This is a genomic window from Agrobacterium sp. CGMCC 11546 (assembly GCF_013365515.1).
Taxonomy (GTDB): Bacteria; Pseudomonadota; Alphaproteobacteria; order Rhizobiales; family Rhizobiaceae; genus Agrobacterium; species Agrobacterium fabrum.
Genome location: NZ_CP047387.1, coordinates 666,494 through 686,724, shown reverse-complemented (window position 1 = coordinate 686,724; position 20,231 = coordinate 666,494). Strand labels below are relative to the sequence as shown.

General features: G+C 62.7%; 18 protein-coding genes. All 18 read right to left on the bottom strand.

Annotated features, from left to right (window positions below):
- Positions 1-55: 55 nt before the first annotated feature.
- The 18 genes from GSF67_RS03500 to GSF67_RS03415 all read right to left on the bottom strand — a co-directional run bounded on the left by GSF67_RS03500 (position 56) and on the right by GSF67_RS03415 (position 20,207).
- On the bottom strand, positions 56-1,768 hold the full coding sequence (locus tag GSF67_RS03500) for an SDR family oxidoreductase (protein WP_006311309.1): 1,713 nt from the start codon (positions 1,766-1,768) through the stop codon (positions 56-58).
- Positions 1,769-1,829: 61 nt separating this feature from the next.
- On the bottom strand, positions 1,830-2,255 hold the full coding sequence (locus GSF67_RS03495) for a thiol-disulfide oxidoreductase DCC family protein (protein WP_006311308.1): 426 nt from the start codon (positions 2,253-2,255) through the stop codon (positions 1,830-1,832).
- 169 nt (positions 2,256-2,424) lie between these two features.
- The gene (locus GSF67_RS03490) at positions 2,425-3,834 is read right to left on the bottom strand and encodes a HAMP domain-containing sensor histidine kinase (RefSeq protein WP_035214782.1); all 1,410 of its coding nucleotides are present in this window, start codon (positions 3,832-3,834) and stop codon (positions 2,425-2,427) included.
- A gap of 9 nt (positions 3,835-3,843) precedes the next feature.
- Positions 3,844-4,602 (bottom strand): response regulator transcription factor, encoded by a 759-nt coding sequence (locus GSF67_RS03485; RefSeq protein ID WP_006311306.1) that lies wholly within the window; start codon positions 4,600-4,602, stop codon positions 3,844-3,846.
- 272 nt (positions 4,603-4,874) lie between these two features.
- On the bottom strand, positions 4,875-6,446 hold the full coding sequence (locus GSF67_RS03480) for a Do family serine endopeptidase (protein ID WP_006311305.1): 1,572 nt from the start codon (positions 6,444-6,446) through the stop codon (positions 4,875-4,877).
- Between the two features lie 153 nt (positions 6,447-6,599).
- Positions 6,600-7,067, bottom strand: coding sequence for a cytochrome c-type biogenesis protein CcmH (locus GSF67_RS03475; protein WP_035214770.1), 468 nt, complete (start codon positions 7,065-7,067; stop codon positions 6,600-6,602).
- Positions 7,068-7,192: 125 nt separating this feature from the next.
- Positions 7,193-9,184, bottom strand: a complete 1,992-nt coding sequence (locus tag GSF67_RS03470) for a heme lyase CcmF/NrfE family subunit (RefSeq protein ID WP_006311303.1) — start codon at positions 9,182-9,184, stop codon at positions 7,193-7,195.
- Complete coding sequence (gene ccmE / locus GSF67_RS03465) at positions 9,181-9,693, bottom strand: cytochrome c maturation protein CcmE (protein ID WP_006311302.1); 513 nt, start codon at positions 9,691-9,693, stop codon at positions 9,181-9,183. The genes GSF67_RS03470 and ccmE overlap by 4 nt, the downstream gene beginning before the upstream one ends.
- A complete protein-coding gene (gene ccmI, locus GSF67_RS03460; RefSeq protein WP_006311301.1) occupies positions 9,690-10,853 on the bottom strand; it encodes a c-type cytochrome biogenesis protein CcmI in 1,164 nt (387 codons plus the stop codon). Before ccmI ends, ccmE begins: the two co-directional genes overlap by 4 nt.
- 159 nt (positions 10,854-11,012) lie before the next feature.
- A complete protein-coding gene (locus GSF67_RS03455; RefSeq protein ID WP_035214780.1) occupies positions 11,013-11,441 on the bottom strand; it encodes a membrane protein in 429 nt (142 codons plus the stop codon).
- 207 nt (positions 11,442-11,648) lie between these two features.
- Positions 11,649-13,049, bottom strand: a complete 1,401-nt coding sequence (locus GSF67_RS03450) for a HAMP domain-containing sensor histidine kinase (RefSeq protein ID WP_006311299.1) — start codon at positions 13,047-13,049, stop codon at positions 11,649-11,651.
- Positions 13,039-13,710, bottom strand: a complete 672-nt coding sequence (locus tag GSF67_RS03445; RefSeq protein WP_006311298.1) for a response regulator transcription factor — start codon at positions 13,708-13,710, stop codon at positions 13,039-13,041. The genes GSF67_RS03450 and GSF67_RS03445 overlap by 11 nt, the downstream gene beginning before the upstream one ends.
- A gap of 93 nt (positions 13,711-13,803) precedes the next feature.
- Entirely contained in the window at positions 13,804-14,058 is a 255-nt protein-coding gene (locus GSF67_RS03440) for a hypothetical protein (protein ID WP_003497070.1), read from the bottom strand.
- Positions 14,059-14,197: 139 nt separating this feature from the next.
- On the bottom strand, positions 14,198-14,404 hold the full coding sequence (locus GSF67_RS03435) for a hypothetical protein (protein WP_035214779.1): 207 nt from the start codon (positions 14,402-14,404) through the stop codon (positions 14,198-14,200).
- Positions 14,405-14,438: 34 nt separating this feature from the next.
- Positions 14,439-18,239 (bottom strand): glycoside hydrolase/phage tail family protein, encoded by a 3,801-nt coding sequence (locus GSF67_RS03430; protein WP_006311296.1) that lies wholly within the window; start codon positions 18,237-18,239, stop codon positions 14,439-14,441.
- 17 nt (positions 18,240-18,256) lie between these two features.
- Positions 18,257-18,691, bottom strand: coding sequence for an NlpC/P60 family protein (locus tag GSF67_RS03425; RefSeq protein WP_006311295.1), 435 nt, complete (start codon positions 18,689-18,691; stop codon positions 18,257-18,259).
- Entirely contained in the window at positions 18,688-19,572 is an 885-nt protein-coding gene (locus tag GSF67_RS03420) for a DUF2163 domain-containing protein (RefSeq protein ID WP_006311294.1), read from the bottom strand. The genes GSF67_RS03425 and GSF67_RS03420 overlap by 4 nt, the downstream gene beginning before the upstream one ends.
- Positions 19,569-20,207 (bottom strand): TIGR02217 family protein, encoded by a 639-nt coding sequence (locus tag GSF67_RS03415; RefSeq protein ID WP_006311293.1) that lies wholly within the window; start codon positions 20,205-20,207, stop codon positions 19,569-19,571. The genes GSF67_RS03420 and GSF67_RS03415 overlap by 4 nt, the downstream gene beginning before the upstream one ends.
- Positions 20,208-20,231: the final 24 nt, after the last annotated feature.

The window sequence follows — 20,231 nt, the reverse complement described above, 5'->3', positions numbered from 1 at the left end:
CGCCAGTCGTGTCGCTTGATGCCTTGAGGAAGCGTCCCTGTCCCCTACGCACCCCTCAACCCAGTGAAGCGCTGCACGGCGCTTCACTGGGACCGCTACACCCGATGGAAGCGGCAACCGGTTCAAGATTGCCCTTGTAAGCAACGACGAGACCGACGAATGGCAAGGAAATTTCGACGTCGAAGCAGAAACGACCGTTCGTTTCGGCCTCGAAGCTCACGCCCCGGGGCAGAAGAAACCCGGGCAACGGCACACCCAGCAGGCGCCATCGCCGGGGCACGAGGGCCAGCCGGCCGCCATCGATCACCAGCGCCAAGGCAACGGTGACGAACCCGAAGCGCTCCGCCAGCAGATATTGATCCTTGCCCGTTCCTCCCGAAAGCATGGACGAAAAACGTCTGCCGCTGAAATTCCGTATCCAGCGCTCCGTCCCGTTTTCCGGTGTGAAGGCGACGCTCACCGGCACCCGTTTTCCCGCCGGCGGAAAGCGGAGAACCGCGGAAATCATGCGCGCCAGCACGCCCTTTCCGTGTCGTATGTCTGCAACGCCGCGCCACTCTCGCGCTTCATTGCTGTCGTGCAGCTCCCGCACACGCGGCGGCAAATCAGCGAAGGCCGGGCCGAGAAGCCTGCGGAACAACGGCGCACCGGGTTCTTCTGTGCGAAACCCCGTGAAGATGGTTCTGCTTTGAAAGAGCCGGTCATAATCCGTCAGTTCCAGTGCCCCAGTGCCGGCGCGTGCGCCAAGCGGCGGGCGCTCACCATTCAGCATCTTGCGGATAAGGGCCTCGATCGCCATGGAGGGAATGTAGGGGCCATCATCGCCTTCGGCCAGCAGATGCCAGCTCATCTCCAACGGCATGCCCGATGCCCTGCCCTTTGCGCGAACGAACATGCCGCCGCGATGTTCGCCAAACCGCATGCGGTTCAGCACGGCATGAAAGAGCGGTGACAGCGGCGCGAAGGAAGGAAGGCCGAACCGCGCCCGCAGTTTCGCGAGAAGATTCAACATGCGGTGCAGAAATTCCGGAACCGGACCGGCACCCATCCATAGATCCGTCATAGACGGATGTTCGGGCGGGATAACCTGCAGATCCGGCACATCGACCAGCGAAAAATGAATATTGCGGAGCGGCAGCCTGCCGGGCACGGCCACGGTGAAACGCATGCTCTCGGCCAGACCGATGCCGTGCGCCAACCTGCCACGTCGCCAGAGCTTAATCGGCGCACCGGCATAACCCACGACCGCACGCATGACGTTGAGACCGATCCCGGCATAGGGCGACGGCGCAATGCCGCCCTCGACGGTGGCGATCACCATGGTCTTTGCCATCTCGCGCAGGACTGCCGCCGTCAGGACCGGGAAACTGCTGACGCCGGACAGTACAAAAATACCGGCGGCTTTGGCTCGCGTGTCGAACTGGCTCACCCCGAAAACGAAATCGGCGGCATCGGCGAAATCGAGATAATCGGTTCCAGCGTCGATACAGGCCTCTATCACGGCGTAACAGGCGTCGCCGTAATTCTGGAACGGCCCGGAGGCATCGACCACGAGATCGGGTTTATGAATGCGCAAGGCCTCGGCGATATCACGGCGATCAAGCATCAAGGGACGTAATTGCGCCTCTCCGTGCCATCCAGCGCAAAAGGCCTGCGCCCGTGCAAGGTTGCGGCCGCAGACAAGAATTTCAACGCTGGAAATATCGGCAAGCAATTCCGTCAACCGGCCGCCGAACACGCCATAACCACCGAGGATCAATATTTTCATCGTGTCGCCATCACATTTGTGCTGATGCCGGGACTGACTGAACGGGTGGTCCTTACCCCATTCAAAGGATACGGTCCCGGTATTCCGGCGGCGCCACCCAGCATTGTTCACGTTTTCCGAACCAGCGGTAGCGGTTGCGGGCAAAGCAGCGATAGACGGGATCGCGCAAAAATGCGGGAATGATCCGCAAGACGGACACCAGCCGCCAGGGCATGCCAAGCGCCTCGTAAATGCTCAGGACGGCATCGCTGTCCTGCCGCATCCTGTCGCCATCGACAACGAGCATGCTGGCGAGGTTTTTCGGGTCCATGCCGTAACGCCGGTAGATTTCCGCGCCGACAGCCCCCTGCATGGAGGCCAGCCGGAAATGACCGACCCGGTCATGCCGCAGCACGAATTGCGCATTGGCGGAACACAGAACACATTCGGCGTCGAACAGGATGATCGGTTGATGCCGGCGGTTTGCCGAAGGAATTATACCTGCCATCCGTCACACGCCCTTTGTCGATTGCGATGCTACCGACCAATAAAGTCCAGCAATAATACTTACAAATATTCTTCCGTTCGTCTTTCAATTCAATCTCAAAAGACAGTTATCTCCCGAAAGCAGAGGAATTATCGCGGGAATATCGGCGAATTATCGCGGATCGCTCGACTTAAGGCTTCGAAATGGGAAAAACCATCGAAATGGTCAGTCCCGGGCAGGCCGTATTGGTGGCATCCGTGTCCGAGAGCACCAGCGATCCGCCGTGCAATTCCATCACGGCTTCCACCAGCGAGAGGCCAAGCCCGGTGCCCGGCTTGGAGCGGCTTTCGTCCAGCCGCACGAAGCGTTTCAGCACCTCACCGCGCTTGTCGGCGGGAATGCCGGGACCATGATCAGCAACAGAGAGCACGATTGCTTCGGGTTCTTTCACCAGACGGACGACGAGTTTTTTGTCGCCCTCGCCTTCGCAGGCATATTTCATGGCATTGTCGATGAGGTTGGAAAGCGCCTGGCCGATCAGTTCGCGGTTGCCCTGCACCGAAAGGCCCGGCTCTATCTGCGATTCCAGCACAAGGCCGGCATCCTCGGCCACCGGCTCGTAGAGTTCGGCGCTATCGGCGGCAATCGCCGACATGTCCACATCGGTCATTTCAGCGGCGATAGAGCCTGCCTCGACGCGGGAGATCATCAGCAGCGCATTGAAGGTGCGGATGAGCTGATCGGATTCGGCAATGATGCCTTCAAGAGCGGCGCGCCGTTTCGTCTCGTCATTGTCATCGAGGGCGGCGGCCGCCTTGTTGCGCAGCCGTGTGAGCGGCGTCTTCAGGTCATGGGCGATGTTGTCGGAGACCTGGCGCAGGCCCTCGTTCAGCTTTTCGATACGGCCGAGCATGGCGTTGAGCGAGCCGGACAGCCGGTCGAATTCGTCCCCGGAGCGGCCCTGCGGCAGGCGCTGGGAAAGGTCGCCGGCGATGATCCTCTTGGTCGCCGCCGACATGCGGTCGATGCGTTTCAGCGCGTTGCGGCCAATACCGAACCAGATGAGCAAGGCACCGCCGCTCATGATCGCAAGCGCCACCATCAACGCATTGCGCACCAGCGCCCGGAACTTCGTCGGCTCGCCGAGATCACGGCCGATCAGGATGCGCAGACCGTTGTCCAGCATGAAAACATTGGCGGTGGCGAGATGCTGCACGCTGTCGCCGCTTTCAGAATAACGCTCGTAACGGAAGGGGAAACCCGTCCAGCCTTCCTTGTCGAAGACGCCAGGCTGCACGGAGGCGACGTTGCCGGCCAGGATTTCGCCATTCGGACCGGCAATGATGTAAAGGCTCGCGCCCGGCTGGCGGGCGCGGCGCTCCATCATCCGCAGCAGCGGGTTGATGCCGCCGCGATTATAGATGCGCTGCACATCCGAGACTTCCTGCAGGACGGCATCGCGCGTCTGCTGGTTCAGCAGCCGTTCGGAGAGGGCGGTGACGTAAAAGACGAGGAAGGCGGCGCAGAGTGCGAAGAGCAGGATATAGAGCGCCGAAAGGCGCACCGCTGTCGATCTGAACAATATTCTGAGGCGGGCCATTTTCGCCAATCAGCCCTCGTCCTTCATCATGTAACCGGCCCCGCGAATGGTCTTCAAGAGCGGCTTCTCGAAGTCCTTCTCGATCTTAGAGCGCAGGCGGGAAACATGGACGTCGATGACATTGGTCTGCGGGTCGAAATGATAATCCCAGACGTTTTCCAGCAGCATGGTGCGGGTCACCACCTGGCCGGCATTCTTCATCAGATATTCCAGCAGCCGGAATTCGCGCGGCTGCAGCAGGATTTCCTTGCCGCCGCGGCGGACATCGTGCGACAGGCGGTCGAGTTCGAGATCACCCACGCGGTAGATCATGTCCTGCTCGGGCTTGCCCTTGCGGCGGCCGAGCACCTCGATGCGGGCGAGCAGTTCGGAAAAGGCATAGGGTTTCGGCAGGTAATCATCGCCGCCGGCGCGCAGGCCGGTCACGCGGTCATCCACCTGGCCCAATGCGGAAAGGATCAGCACCGGCGTCTCGATACCGCGGCGGCGCAGCTCGCTGATGACCGAAAGACCGTCGCGTCGCGGCAGCATGCGGTCGATCACCAGTACGTCGTAGGCATTCTCGCAGCCCATGAACAAACCGCTCTCGCCATCGCTGGCGTGATCGGCAACAATCCCGGCTTCGCGGAACGCCTTGGTCATATAGGCCGCAGCCTCTAGGTCGTCTTCAATGACAAGAATCTTCATGTGCGGGACAATAGCGCCGTCGCCCTTTTCCGCACAACCGGAAAGAGATGTGACAGACATTTCCTGAACCTTGTTTTCCATGAGGTTTCCTCCGCGGTGCTGCCTTGACCGGGGTTGCCGGTCCTTTCTCCTCCCCGCCGGGGAGAGGGTGGCCCGAAGGGTCGGATGAGGGGGTCCCGTTGCCGAATACCTCTACCGTCGCCCCCTCATCCCGCTGCCGCGACCTTCTCCCCGGCGGGGAGAAGAAACAACCGGCGAGGGCTCGTTCCACATGCTTTGTCCCGCCTTAAAGCCAAGACATAGTCTGGGGCGGCGCCGGCCTCCCAAGGAAGCCGGCATCGCATTTCAGCCTATCAACCCTGGTCGATATCCAGAGCGATGAAGCGGCTGCCGTCATCCGTCTGTATCTGGAACAGCGCCTTGGAACGTCCGTCCTTCTTGGCCTGCTCGAGGATCTTCTCGATATCGGCTGCGGAAGCCACCTGCTGGTTGTTGACCGAGGTGATCTTCTCGCCCGTCTTCAGGCCCCGGGCAGCGGCGTCGCTATCGGGGTCGACATCGGTGATGGCAAGGCCGTTGCCGTCATCGGAAGGCGAAACCGTCAGGCCGAGGCTGGACAGCACCTTCTCGCTGGAGGACTGGCTACCGCCCTTGTCGTCGTTCTGGCTTGGCGTCGCCTTGGAGGCTTCATCGCTGGTGAGATCACCGAGCGTCACCGTCACGGACTGCGACTTGCCACCACGCCACAGCGAGATTTCAACCTTGCTGTTGGGTGCCATGCCGCCGATGCGGCGCGACAGATCGCGGGCATCCTTGACCGGATCGCCGTTGACGGCGGTGATGATGTCACCCTGCTTGATGCCGGCCTTGTCGCCCGGAGAACCGGACTGCGGCGAAACGACCAGCGCGCCCTTGGCTTCGGCAAGGCCGAGCGATTCGGCGATATCCTTGCTGACGGGCTGTATCTGTACGCCGAGCCAGCCGCGTTCGACCTTGCCGTCCTTTTGCAGGTCGGCGATCACATCCTTGGCGACCGAGGACGGGATGGCGAAGGCGATACCGACATTGCCGCCGGAGGGCGAGAAGATGGCGGTGTTGATGCCCACCACTTCGCCGTTAAGGTTGAAGGCGGGACCACCCGAGTTACCACGGTTCACGGCAGCGTCGATCTGCAGATAGTCGTCATAGGGGCCTGAGCCGATATCACGGCCGCGGGCCGAAATGATGCCTGACGTCACCGTACCGCCGAGGCCGAAGGGGTTACCGACGGCGACGACCCAGTCACCGACGCGAATCTTGGTGTCATCGGCGAATTTCACATAGGTGAACTTGCGGTTCACATCGACCTTCAGCAGCGCCAGATCGGTACGCGGATCGCGGCCGACAAGCTTGGCTTCGAGTTCGGTACCGTCATTCATCACGACCGTATAGGCGGAACCGTCGTCAACGACGTGATTGTTGGTGACGACATAACCGTCTTCGGAGATGAAGAAGCCGGAGCCTTGCGCGACCGGGCGCAGCGGACCCTTGCCGTCACGGTGGCGGTTCGGACCACGGTCGGAGCGATCCTGGTTGGGGCCGCCGAATTCCTTGAAGAAACGCTTCAGCGGGTGATCATCCGGCAGCTGGTCGAGGCCGCGGCCGCCGAAATTGAAGGAGAAGTTGCTGGAATCGTCGGAAGCCGGCTGCACGTTCGACTGCACGCGAACGGAAACGACGGCGGGCGAGACGGCATCAACCACATTGGCGAAGCTCGGAACCTGCGGTGCGGTCACTTCGACGGGGGCAGCAAAGGAGTGGAGGATCGGTGCGGCGATACCGGTCGACAGCATCAGCGCCGCGAGGCCGCCAACAGTCGTGGCCTTCAGGGCCGTCTTCAGCGAGGCCGTCTTCAGCGAGGAATGGCCGTTTTGCGAATGAGACATGGTGTACCTTCTTTCTTCATTCAGACTGAAACCCGTGTGACCGGGGAAGCGGTGGATGATGAAGATATAGGAGGCAACACCTTACGGCGAAGTGTCTGAGGAATGAAAAATCCGTAATGTTGAAAAAGAACCGAGGGCGAAAATGAAAACCGGTTATTTTTCAATGAGATTGCGAATGCGCGCTTCTTCATCCGCACTCAGTTTTTGTGGGCGTTCCTGGGTGGCGCGGCGGCGCGAAAACACGAAGACGGCGAAAATCCCGGCAAGGGTGAGGCCGATGGGCGCGCCCCATAAAAGCAAGGTGCGCAGGCTGAGGCGTGGCTTCAGGAGCACGAATTCGCCGTAACGCGACACGACATAATCGATGACGGCCTTGTCGCTGTCGCCCTGAACCAGCCTTTCGCGCACGAGGACGCGCAGGTCACGCGCCAGTTCGGCATTGCTGTCGTCGATCGACTGGTTCTGGCAGACCATGCAGCGGAGCTGAGAGGTAAGGTTGCGGGCGCGCTGTTCCAGCACGGGGTCTTTGAGGACTTCGTCCGGATTGAAGGCGAGAGCGGGAGAAGCTGCAGCGAAGATGAGGGTGAGAAGCAGACAGAGCGCCACCACACACTCCCTCATTCCTGTGCCCGTCACAGGAATCCAGCCAGCCCAAGTCCTTGGGCTTGAAGGACTCTCTCGCCGCGCAGACGCGCGTCGGCTGGATTCCTGTGACAAGCACAGGAATGAGGGTAGCGAGGCAACACTCATTCCGCCGCCTCCGGCATTGCAGCCCGTACAGGCTTCGCCTTGCGGGTCGGCGCACCCACCCGCAACCGCCTGTCGGAAAGCGAGATGAAACCGCCCGCCATCATGAACAGCGTGCCGCCCCAGATGCAGAGGATGAAGGGTTTCCACCAGATGCGCACCACCATGCCGCCATCGGCCATGGGATCGCCCAGCGAGACATAAAGCTGGCTGAGGCCGAAGGTCAGGATGCCGGCTTCCGTCGTCGGCATGCGCCGCGCGGTATAAAGCCGCTTGGACGACCAGACGTCGGCCACCTCAACACCCGCTTTGCGCACGGTGAAATGGCCACGATCCTCGGTGAAATTCGGGCCGACGGCGTGGCGGATGCCGTCGAAGGTCAGGCTGTAACCGCCCGCTTCCGCCACCATGCCCTGTTTCATTTCCAGAACCGTTTCGGTCTCATAGGTGGTGACGATGACGATGCCGAGCACGGTGATGCCGAGGCCCATATGCGCCAGCGCCGTGCCGAAGGCCGAACGCGGCAGGCCTTTCAGGCGGCGAAATGCAATGCCGAAGGCCAGTTTGCCGAAATTGGCGCGATACCAGAGATCGGTGAGCGCCCCGAAGATCAACCAGAAACCGGCGGCAATACCGAGTGCCGCCAGTACCGGACCGCCATTTTCGATATACCAGAGGGCCAGCCCGGCCAGAGCCGCGATAGCCGCGGCCACATAAAGCCGCTGGAAGGCACCCAAGAGATCGCCGCGCTTCCAGGCGAGCATCGGCCCGAAAGGTGTGACGATCAGGACCGGGATCATCAGCAGGCCGAAGGTGAGGTTGAAGAACGGCGCACCGACCGAGATTTTTTCGCCCGTCAGGGTTTCGAGAATGAGCGGATAAAGCGTGCCGATCAGCACGGTGGCCGTCGAAACCGTCAGGATAAGGTTGTTGAGGACGAGCGCGCCTTCACGCGAGATCGGCGCGAACAGGCCGCCGGCCTTCAGCGAGGGTGCGCGCCAGGCAAAGAGCGCAAAGGCGCCACCGATGAAGATCGTCAGAATGCCGAGAATGAAGATGCCGCGGCTCGGATCGGTGGCGAAAGCATGCACGGAGGTCAGCACGCCGGAGCGCACGAGGAAGGTGCCGAGCAGCGACAGCGAAAAGGTCATGATCGCCAGAAGCACGGTCCAGATTTTCAGCGCCTCGCGTTTTTCCATGACGAGCGCCGAATGCAGCAGCGCCGTGCCGGCAAGCCAGGGCATGAAGGAGGCGTTTTCCACCGGATCCCAGAACCACCAGCCGCCCCAGCCGAGTTCATAATAGGCCCAGTAGGAGCCCATGGAGATACCGGCGGTCAGGAACGTCCAGGCGGCGAGCGTCCACGGCCTTACCCAGCGCGCCCAGGCGGCGTCGATACGACCTTCCAGGAGTGCTGCGACGGCAAAGGAGAAGCAGACGGAAAAACCGACATAACCGAGATAGAGCAGCGGCGGATGGATGGCGAGGCCGAAATCCTGAAGGATGGGATTGAGGTCCTGCCCCTCGGCCGGCACCCGCTCCAGCCGCAGGAACGGGTTGGAGGTGAGCAGGATGAACAGCAGGAAGGCGACCGAAATCCATGCCTGTACGGCAAGCACATTGGCTTTGAGCGTTTCCGGCAGGTTGCGGCCGAAGGCGGCGACAAGCGCGCTGAAAAACACCAGAATGAGCAGCCACAGCAGCATGGAGCCTTCGTGATTGCCCCATACGCCGGTCAGCTTGTAGAGCACCGGCATCAGTGAATGGGAGTTTTCCCAGACGTTGCGAACGGAAAAATCCGAGACGGCATAAGCGCGCGTCAGCGCGGCAAAAGAAAAACCCACCAGCAGGAACATCATGACGGAGCCGAGCGAGGCGATATCCATCAGCGCTCGGTCGTTGCGGCGCGCGCCGATAACAGGCAGCGTCGAGACGATCAGCCCCACGCCAAGCGCCAGAACCAGGACATAATGGCCGATCTCGTTGATCATTTCGTCGCTCCGGTCTTGTCGGCCGAAGCCGCGCTGGTCGACGGCGTCGCAGTGGAAGGCTCTTCGCCCTCTCCGCCCTGCTGCCACAGGCCCTTGTCCTTCAGCCGGTCGGCCACTTCCTTGGGCATATAGTTCTCGTCATGTTTGGCGAGCACGCTGTCGGCCACGAAACCATGGGTGGCGGCATCGAACATGCCTTCGGTCACCACGCCCTGCCCTTCGCGGAAGAGATCAGGCAGGATGCCGGTATAGCTGACCGGCACGGTCGCCTCGCCATCCGTCACCGTGAAGCTGACCGTACGGCCCTCGCCGCGCTTGATCGAACCTTCCGCCACCAGCCCGCCAAGGCGGATGCGGGTGCCGGGATTGACCGGCGTCTTTTCCAGATCGGCAGGCATGTAGAAATAAGCGATCGACTGGCCAAAGGCGAACATGACCAGCAGCACGGCCGCGACGATGAAGCTCATGCCGCCGCCGATGATCGCCAGACGTTTCTGTTTGCGGGTCATTGCGTCACTCCCTGCGGCGCAGAATCCTTTTGCCCATCCATGCGGATCGGTCCGGCGGAAACGCCCAATTCCTTCGCCAGCGCCAGGAGCTGCCTGCCCTCTTCACCCTCCGGCGGGAAAGCCTGCAGGCCGGCCCGCAAGGCTTCACCGGCCTTGGCCTCGTTCTTCAGCACGGAATAGGCGCGCAGAAGGCGCATCCACCCTTCGAAATCGGCCGGATTATCCTTCAGCTTGGCATCGAGGCTTGCCACCATGCCCTCGATCATCGCCTGCCGGTCGTTGGCCGTCATGTCATTGGCCGCAGCCATATCCTGCGCGGTCGGGCCGGGTGCTGCAGGCGTCGCTTTGCCACCGGTCCGGGCAATATGTTCACGCACCAGCGGCAGCCAGGTTGCGCCAGCCGGCGCATCGGCCTCCAGCGCCGCAAAGGCCGCTCGCGCTTCTTCCGCCTTGCCGGTCTGCTCCAGCGACAGCGCCAGATAAAAACGGGCGCGCGGATTGCCGGGCTTCAGCTGTTCGGCCTGAGCAAACGCATCCCGCGCCGCCTCGATGACGATGCCGTCATTGCCGGCCACCAGCGTTTCGCCAAGGCCCGTCAGCCGTTCGGCGCTTGGTCCGAGAATACGAAGCGCATTGCGATAGGCAAGTTCGGCATCGCCAAGCCGTAGCGTCTTGAAATAGATCGGCGCCAGAACATCCCAGCCGCCACCGTCCTCCGGGCTCTGCGCCAGATGCCTCTCGGCTCGCGCAACCAGCAGGTTCATATCGTTGCCGGGGTTTTCAAGACGTGCCTCGAGCGGCATGTCCGGCGTGTCCGGACTGCCGTTCCAGATGTAAAGACAGAGGCCAAGTGCAGGCAGCAGAATGGTTATGAGGCTGGCAGCGAGATTGTGCCGGCGCGGCCGGGCCTCTTTCGCCGTCACCTCTTCCGCCTCGGCCGCGGCCAGCAGGCGGCGGCCGATTTCGGCGCGGGCATAGTCCGCTTCGGTCTCGCCGATCAGGCCGGCGGCGCGTTCGCGGTCCAGCTCAGCCAGCTGGTCGCGATAAACGGCAATCTCACCGTCGCGGCGCGTCTGCGGCACCTCGGTCTTCCGCATCAGCGGGTACATCAGGACGATGGCGACAGCCGCCGTCAATATCGCAACGACAATCCAGAACATAAGGCTCAATTACTCGAATGCGCGGCACATGGAAACACGAAGCGCGGGGATGACGTGAATTTGAGACATCACGCCGCACCGCAGATCCCGTTTCGCTGTTCCGCCGTGCCTCTTCTTGTCACCGCGGAAGGCCCGTGACCTTGATTTACGTCAAACTGGTCAGATCAGCGGAGACCAGCTTCCGTCGTCATTGCGGCAGGCCGCGCCGCGCACCCTGGTGTCGCGCCCGTCGACAGTGAGGGTATGGGAATATTGCCGGCAGTTCTGGTTGCCGACCTGATAGGGCGCATTGGCCACCACCTGACCCTTGACGTCATCACCGGTCCAGATAACAGGCGTGCCAACCGGGGCCGTTTCCAGCGCCTTGTATTCCGCCTCCAGCGCCTTGGTCTGGTCGCCCCTGTCGAGCTCCACGCCGCTTTTCCCGACGATGCCGCCTTGCAGATTGGCAAGGAAAGGCGTGGAAGGCTGGGCCGAACGGCCGAACAGGCCGCCGCCAGCCGGGCGGGTGCCCGTGGTGGTGCAGGCGCTCAGCATCGAGACACACAGGATCGAGAGAAGTGCCGGGCGTGACACCAGCGAACGCATCGTCACGGAGCGACAGCCATCATACACGTCAACCAAACCCTGTCCTCTTTCCTACCGCATTGCACCTAGAGCATTTTCGCTGTTCTTCGAACCGTGAAAACACTCTAGCTTTTTGTTCTTCCGCATTTCCTGACGGGAAACCGGGGTCCACTTTCCCTGGAAATGCTCTCATGTACCGGTATTGAATTTCTTGCCTTTTTTCGCGGCTCACGCAAGCTCTTTCGAAAGGCCCGGCAAAATCAGATCGGCTTTCAGGCCGCCGATGGCGCTGCGCGACAGCGAAAAGCGGCCGTGGTATTCAGACACCACTTCAGAAACAATCGAGAGGCCGAGGCCCGTGCCCGGCCGGCTCTCGTCCAGCCGGCGGCCGCGTTTCATCGCTTCGCTGATCTGTCCCGGCTCCAGCCCAGGCCCGTCGTCTTCCACTGTCAGCTCCACCCATGAACGACGGCCGATTTCGGCATCGGAAGAAGGATGCGTGCCGGTGGCAAGCGTGACGACCACTCTGGTTTCGGCAAAACGCGCCGCATTTTCCAGGAGATTGCCGACGACCTCTTCGAGATCCTGCTGTTCCATGCCGAGCACCGCGCCCGGCTGTTCGAAATTCAGCACGAACTGCTTGTCGGGGTTCAGGCGGCGCATCACCCGCACCAGCCGTTCCAGCGCCGGTTCCGCTTCCACGCGGGCAAGGATCGAGCCGCGCTGGGCGGCAATGCGGGCGCGGGAGAGATAGGATTGTACCTGCGCCTGCATGGCATCCGCCTGCGCCCGCACCAGATCGCCATGGTGCGGTTCCAGCGTGCGGGCCTCGTTGAGGAGGACGGCGATCGGCGTTTTCAGCGAATGCGCGAGATTGCCGACCTGCATGCGGGCGCGCTCCACAAGGCGGCGGTTGCTGTCGATCAGCGCATTGACCTCGTTGGCGAGCGGCTGGATTTCGCGCGGGAATTCACCTTCCAGGCTTTCCGCTTCCCCGCCTCTGATCTTGCCGAGTGCCCGGCGGGCCTGATCGAGAGGCCTCAGACTGTAGAGAATAGCAAGACCGTTGACGACCAGACTGCCGACACCGAAGACGGCAAGCGCCAGATAAAGGCTGTTGGAGAAGTCGCGCACATCGTCTTCCACGACGTTCAGATTGCCGGAAACACGAAAACGCGCGGCCCGGCCTTCGCCATCCAGCACGACTTCCGTTTCCGCCACGCGCACCTGATTGCCGGCCTCGTCGGTCACGGCATAAAAGCGCTCATATCTGTTGTCGAAGGGGGCGTCTATAATACTCGGCACCGGCAACGTCGAGACACCAAGCGATGAGGACACCAGCGGCGCGGTCTGAAAATTACCGAGCGGCTCCACCACCCAGTACCAGCCGGTATCCGGCTGCGAGAACCGGAGATCGCCAAGCTGCGGGCTGCCGGCCAGCGTATTTTCGTTGGAAATCGTCACTGAGTTGATGACGTTATAGAGCTGCGCCCGCAGAAGATCGGTGAAGCTGCGCTCCACCCCCTGGCGGTAAAGCGTCGAGATCACGACGGCGATCACGACAAGCGCCAGCGCCGACCAGGCAGAGGCGAGCAGCAGAACGCGGGCGGTGAGAGAGTTACTTCGCATCTGCCGGCGCTTGCATCCGGTAACCGAGACCACGGATCGTCTCGATCAGATCAACTCCGATCTTCTTGCGCAAACGTCCGACAAACACCTCGATCGTGTTGGAATCGCGGTCGAAATCCTGATCGTACATATGTTCGACCAGTTCCGTGCGCGAAACGACCTCGCCCATGTGATGCATGAGATAGGACAGGAGCCGGAACTCATGCGAGGTGAGTTTCAGCGTCGTGCCGTTGACGGTCGCCTTGGATGATTTGGTGTCGAGCCGGACGGGACCGCAGACCAGTTCGGAAGAGGCATGGCCGGCGGCGCGGCGGATGAGCGCGCGCACGCGGGCAAGCACTTCTTCGACATGGAAAGGTTTGGTCACGTAGTCATCGGCACCGGCATCGATGCCCGCCACCTTGTCGCTCCAGCGGTCGCGGGCGGTGAGGATGAGGACCGGCATGGCCTTGCCGGCGGCACGCCATTTTTCAACGACGGTAATGCCATCCAGTTGCGGCAGGCCGATATCGAGGACGATGGCGTCATAGGGCTCGGTATCGCCGAGGTAATGCCCCTCCTCGCCGTCGAATGCCTGATCGACGACATAACCGGCCTCTTTCAGGGCGTCGGTCAGCTGACGATTGAGATTGGCATCGTCCTCAACAACGAGAATACGCATTGTCCGCCCTTTCCTTCCGTCCCGGCCCACGCAGGTGGCCGGTCATGCTACATGTGTCGGGTTGTTTTCCGATATTTCGGCGATGCGGGCAAGCTACATCGGCACGCGCATCGTCACCTTGCGCGGACGTTCGCCATTCCCCTGGACGAGAACGGTGACGACACAGGACTGACCATCGCCGGAAGGATAGACCGAAAGCAGCTGACCACCGGTTTCGCGCACCACGCGGGCGACGGCTGCGCCGCAATCGCTGGCAGCCAGAATGTAGTGGCCCTGCAGATCAGCCTCGGGCGCCGTGAAACCGGAAAGCCCGGCTGCAAGCGTCGCGATGATGAGAGGTGATGCCATTCTACAAACTTCCGCAAAAAACCGGGTGCGTCTCGAACCCTAGTGTGAGCGAATATGTAGCGCAAAGCGTCTGAATGGCAAATGAATGCCGGCCCCGCCGCCGCGGTACGTGGCGGGAACGGCGTTTTCGTGAGCTCCGTCAGCGGATGGAGCGGGTTGCCGAAAGGCGGCCGTAAAGTGCGATCAGACCGCCGATTCCGCCCGCAACGGTCACCAGCCCTTCAGCGAGCTCCCCGTGCAGGCCGGCGGGCAGATCGAAGCCGGCAATGCTGAAAAGCGGCGCGAAAACCGCAATCAGCGCGCCCCAGATCGTGCGGGATTGATACCATGCTTTGGTACTGTCCATAATCTCGTCCTTTGCGTTGTTTTTCAGGCACATGTCAGAGCGGGAGAAGGGCCTGAGACACCACCCCCAGCGGCACCGCGCGGCCCAGCTGGCGGACACGCACGGAAATGTGATCCCGTAGCTGCGGGAAATCTGTGAGTTCGTCCCCTGCGGGGTAGAGCCAGAAGGGTTCCGGCACCTCCACCGCACGGCGCACGGTCCCGCCGTCCATCACCTCGACGCGATAAAGCTCGAAGGGTTCGTCCAGCGGAATGCCGCTCGCATCCCAGCCATCGGCTTCCAAGCGCCCACGACGCTTCCATTGGAGGAGAATGCCGTCCCGCCGGCGCTTACCGGAAAGATGCACCGGCGCAAGCGGGGTCTGCGCCCGCACGCCGCCCTCAAAGGCAAAAGGCCCGGCCGGTGCACCCGCCATGCCCGCCGCTTCCGCAATCCAGTTCAGCCGTCGCCCGCGCTCGTTTGCGGCAAGACCGAGCGGCTGCACCGCCGCATCGAGAACCACCACCGGAGCCCCCTTCGGCGCGCCTGCGGCAAGCGCATCCTCCGTGCCGGCAAGACCCCGCAGGAGCGAAGAGAGCCGCCAGCGCGAGGGTGCGATTTCCTCGGCCTTTGCGAAGGCGACAATTTCCCAAACGCCGTTTGCGGCCTTGATGGCGAGACGGTTCTCGCCATTCAGCACCGAAAGCTCCGTGGCTGACGACACTTCACCGGCGGGCAGATCGATCAGGATGGTGTTCTTTCGGTCAAACCGGCCGGAGGGGCCTGATATTAGCGGCTGTGCCAGCGCACCGATCATTGCTGGCCGTTCCAGCAGCGTGCGTTGACGATATCCTTCCGTGCCTGATGATGAAGACACGACGACGGGCCGCCAGGGTTTTGCGAAGGCGGCAATCCGCGCCGATTGTTCCGCCGCAGCGCCATCGTAATATGGCAGATCGAGAAACAGCACTTCAGGGGCGAAACCTTCGGCGCCGCTTGCACCGGCGCTGCGTCGCTCCTCCGCACCGCCGGCGGCGGCTGAAAAGGCCGGGGAAAAGGCCCGCGCCTCCACCTGCCGCACCGCGCCGTCCTCGATGCGGTTGACCAGAAACCGCCCGGCCGGCGCCTGCGGAAAGACACTCTCCGGCAATCGGATGCAATCGCCGGGTTCAAGCGTGATATCGGATGGCGGCAGGGCGAAACGCAGGCTGCGTCGCGCCTGGCGGTTGTCACGCAACAGCGCCTCCACGGCCGCTTCCGCCGTTTCCGCCGGCAAGGCCGCGTTGAGATCGAGCCGCAGCAACCGGCTGCCGGCATTGTCGATGCGGCGGGAACGGGCGCTCGCCTGCTCGTAATCGAGCGTCGGATTAAACGAGGTCAAGACAGCTTCCGCCGCGAAATCGCTGTCATGGCCGCGATTTTCCGACCAGAGCGGCTCGTCCTCGAGATCCGCCAGCACGGCGATATCGCGGACGGGCATAAACGCCGTGTTGCGGGAGCGGAAGCGCAGGGTTCCGCCATCCTCCGCCACATCCACCTGGAACGCCGCCATCAGCGGCTCCAGCAGGTTGCGGGCCGAGGTTATGTCACCCTGCACATAACCCGTCAGATCACCGCAGACGGCCGAGACGTCGAAGGCGGAAAAGCCGTGATCGGTCAGGATCGCGGCGATGGTGTCGGCGAGTGTGGCCGTGCCCAGCCGGCCGTTCAGCCAGTGGCCGGTGCGCCAGTTCGCGCCATCGCTCCAGACCGCGCCGTTCTGCGGAAAGGCGGGGAAAGGTCGTGCATCCCAGGTCCAGAGATAGACCCGGCCTTTATCGACCATCGCCGCTTCGCCCTCACCCCAGTGGTCGAGATACGCTTCCAGAAACCGCCGCTGCTGGCTGTCGGCACGGCTGCGACGGGAAAAATGGGGAAAGGCGTTTTCCGCCGATTTCGGATCGGGAAAGACATTGGGACGCGTGGCGCTCTTGTCCACCGCGGGGCAGCCGAGTTCGGTGAACCAGATCGGCTTGGTGCCCGGCACCCATGCGGTGGGTACGGATTTCTCCACACCGCGCACCCGTTCATAATGCAGGTTGCCCCACCAGTTGCGAAGGTCCTTGTAACGGAACACCCACGGCTTGCCTTTCAGCCCATCCGTTATGGGTGTGCGGCGCCGCGCCGCGCGGTCGGCATCGCTGGCATAATACCAGTCGAAACCCTCGCCTGCCGTGATGGCACGGCGAAACGCGCTCGCATCATCGGGGCCGGTCATGCCATCGGGATTGCCATTGGCGGCATCCTCGTCACGCCAGTCGGAAAGCGGCATGTAATTGTCGATGCCGATGGCGTCGATGTCAGGGCTCGCCCAGAGCGGATCGAGGTGGAAAAACACGTCGCCCGAACCGTCCGTGGGCTGGTGGCCGAAATATTCGCTCCAGTCCGCCGCATAGGTGAGCTTCGTCGCCGGTCCGACGATGCTGCGCACATCGCGTGCCAGCCGCACCAGTTCCTCGACGAAGGGAAAGACATCGTTCTGGTCCCGGAGGGCGGTGAGCCCGCACAGTTCCGAGCCGATCAGGAAAGCGTCCACCCCGCCCGCCCGCGCCGCAAGCGCCGCATAATGCAGCACCATGCGGCGGTAACCGTCTTCACGGTTGCAGAAGGCGGAAACCTGTGCCCGCGCAGCCGCACTACGGTCCGGGGAACCGGCTTTGCCGGGTGCGGGAAAACAGGTGACGCGGCCACGCCAGCCATAGGCGGCCTGCTCGCGATCGCCATAGGGGTCAGGCAGGCCGTTGCCGGCGGGCACATCCATCATCACGAAAGGATAAAGGCAGACCCGCAGGCCCCGGGCCTTGAGATCGGCGATGGCCTGCAACACGCTGGCATCGTCAGGCGTGCCGCCATAGGCTGGGCCGGCACCGTGATGGCTGACCAGATGCGCGTCACCGCGCGAAAGACCGGCGACGGACCAGGGCGTGGTTTCCCCATCGCGGCCTGCCACCTCCACGCCCGGCAGAATGCGGCACTCCCCCGCCCGCATATCCGTGCCGAACCAGCTCACCACCAGCGCCACGCTTTTGAGATTGGGGCAAAGCGCCTGCAATTCGTCGATCGCCGCCTGCCAGTCGGTCGCGGCGGTGAGATTATTGCGGTTCATGATGCGGCTTTGGCCGATGCCCGTGCGCTCGCTGACCTGCGTGGTGGCATAACCGTGTTCGGTCGCGCCGGGAATGACGGTGATGGCGCGGATCTGGCGTTCGAGCTTTCCGACCGGCCGCACGACTTCGAACTGCATCAGCGGAATACGATTGCCATAGCTCTCAAGCGGCAGACGTTCGAACACCACATAGGCAAGTCCGCGAAAGGCCGGCGCGTTGCCTGTGCCCTGTTTCGCCTCGATCAGCGGATCGGGCAATTGTGTCTCGCTGCCGGGATAAAAGCGCATCTCGACTCCGGTGAGATCAACTTCACGCCCATCGGCCCAGACGCGCCGCACCAGGGCTGCCTCGCCTTCGCAGAGGCCGATGGCGAGATTGGCGAAATAACTGAAGCTCTCCACCTTCGGGCCGCGACTGCCCTTGCCGCCACGCCGCTGCACCTCGACACTTTCCTCGAAACGTGTCGCCCAGATGAGCGTGCCGCCGATCCTTGCGGTGCCATAAAGCCGGTTGATAGCAGCGCCCTCATCCGCACCGGGTATCCGCGCCGTCGAAAGCCGGGCGCCGGACACCGTCCGGCCGTTCGAAAGCAGCGCACGGTCGACGGCATTGCCGGCCAGCGCCCCCGCCGCGCGGCCGATGATGGCGCCCACGGGGCCAAAAATGCCGCCGAGCGCCGCGCCCGCCGCCTGAAAAACGATTGTCGCCATGTTCGCCTCGAAAAATGTCAGGGATCGGGAAAACGAAAAGTCCCGGCAATGCGCCGTTTCCAGCCCGGCACCAGCGCCGACCGCACCACCTCGGCCTGCTCATAGGCATGGATGAAATGCTCCGGCCCGGCGAGGATGCCGAGATGTTTCGCCGCCGCATCGGCGCGCCAGCGAAACAGCAGCAGGTCTCCGGGCTGCGCCTCTCCCATGCCCGGCACCGTCAGAAAATGGCGCTTCGCCGCCGCCACCAGCCGGTCCTCGCCGCCGCGTTCGGCCCAATCAGGCGCATAGGGCGGCGGCAATTCCGGTTCGTGCCCGTAAAGGCCGCGCCAGATGCCGCGGATGAGGCCGAGGCAATCGCAGCCGACACCCAACAACGAGGCCTGGTGCCTGTAGGGCGTGCCGATCCAGCTTTCGGCCAGCGCCAGCACTTTTTGTGCCGTATCGCTCATGGAAACAGCACCCCGCCGTCGTGGGTCTGGCCGCCGCTTGCGTAGGAATAGGCAAAATCCGCCCCCGGCAGATGCGGAAAGCCCCGGAAATTCAGGTGATTGCCGAACTTCGCCTTGCACGTGGCGAAACTCTTGTCGCAGCCGGCAGTCACCGAAAAGCGGTCTCCCGGCGACGGCATCCGCTCCGGCGTCAGCCAGAAGGAAAGAAGCACGCCGCCGTCACGCCGCTCGTGGCCGTCGAGGTCGAAAGCCTTGCCGGCGAGACTGCCGGTCAAAAATCCGAGCTTGCCCCGGCTGAAGAAACCCTCGGCAAAAGCATCGAGCCCGGAGACCCGCAGTTTGCCCGAAACATCCACCGCCGCCACGCTGCCATGGCCGGTGAACCGTGTGAGATCGACACCGCAACGCCCGTCACCCAGCGCGGCATCGCAGCGCCGCCCATAGCTCCTGCCCTGCGGTTGGCCAAGGCGATGAGCAATGCTGCGCAATTCGGCGCGGAAGGCCCCGCCCGCCCGCGTCACCTCGCCGATCTCGCGCAGGCTCAGCAGCACATGCTCATCCGGCGCCTGCCAGTTGACGAGGAAAAGTTCCACCTTGGCGCCGTCGAAGCGACCGGCGGCAAGATCGTCTTCGGCAATCGCCTCGCTCGAAAAACCACCCGCCACCTCGCCGGCGCTCGCGCCAAGGCCGGTTTCGCTGTCACTGTCGCTTGCCGAAAAACCACTGGCAGCGAGATAGGATGTGCCGCCGAAAGATAGCGTCACGTCGTGGTCGGTAAACCCCATCACGACGCCATCCTTCAACGTCACCCGCCAGCAATGGCAGGTGGTCGTCGCATCCGCTTTCAGATGATCGGCAAGGGAAGCTGGCAGGGTCTTCATGGCAGGATTTCCATCAGCGGAATGGAGGGAATGCGGCCGGCTTCAAAGGCGGTTACGTTGATGTCGATGCGGTCGATGGCGAAGCGCACGGGCACGTCGAATTCAAAACCGGCGCGGATCACGGCACCGGTGGGCGGCGCACGCCCCGCCCGGAATGTCACCATGCCGGTCGCATGATCGACGGACACATCGGTCGGCGCTGCCTTCACCCCCTCGACCGAAACGATGACCGACCCTTCGACCGGCTTGTCGATCCGCCGCGAGAATGAGCCGCCGGCATCGGCATAGGTCTTCACCAGCTGAAAGCCCGTCACCACGCCGTCACCTGTGCCGATCCTCTGGTCCGTCGCAGCGGTCGTCTCTCCCGGCGGGCAGGATTTGAAATCCACCGGATCGCGAAAACGGAAACCATAAAGCTCCCCGCGCCGCGCCTCGAAAAAAGCCAGTACCTCGTAGAGATCTGTGACGGAGCGGATGCCGGAGCCGGCATCATAGGCGCGCCTGGCATTTCGCCAGCGCTGATTGCGGTTCTCCCGGCCGTTGGAAAGATTGACGATGTCGGTGCGCCGCACCGGCCCGCCGCTGACGCCGAGCGCCAGCCGCAGCGGAAACCGCACTTCATGAAATGCCGCCATGTGGTTGTTCCTGGATTCATTTTG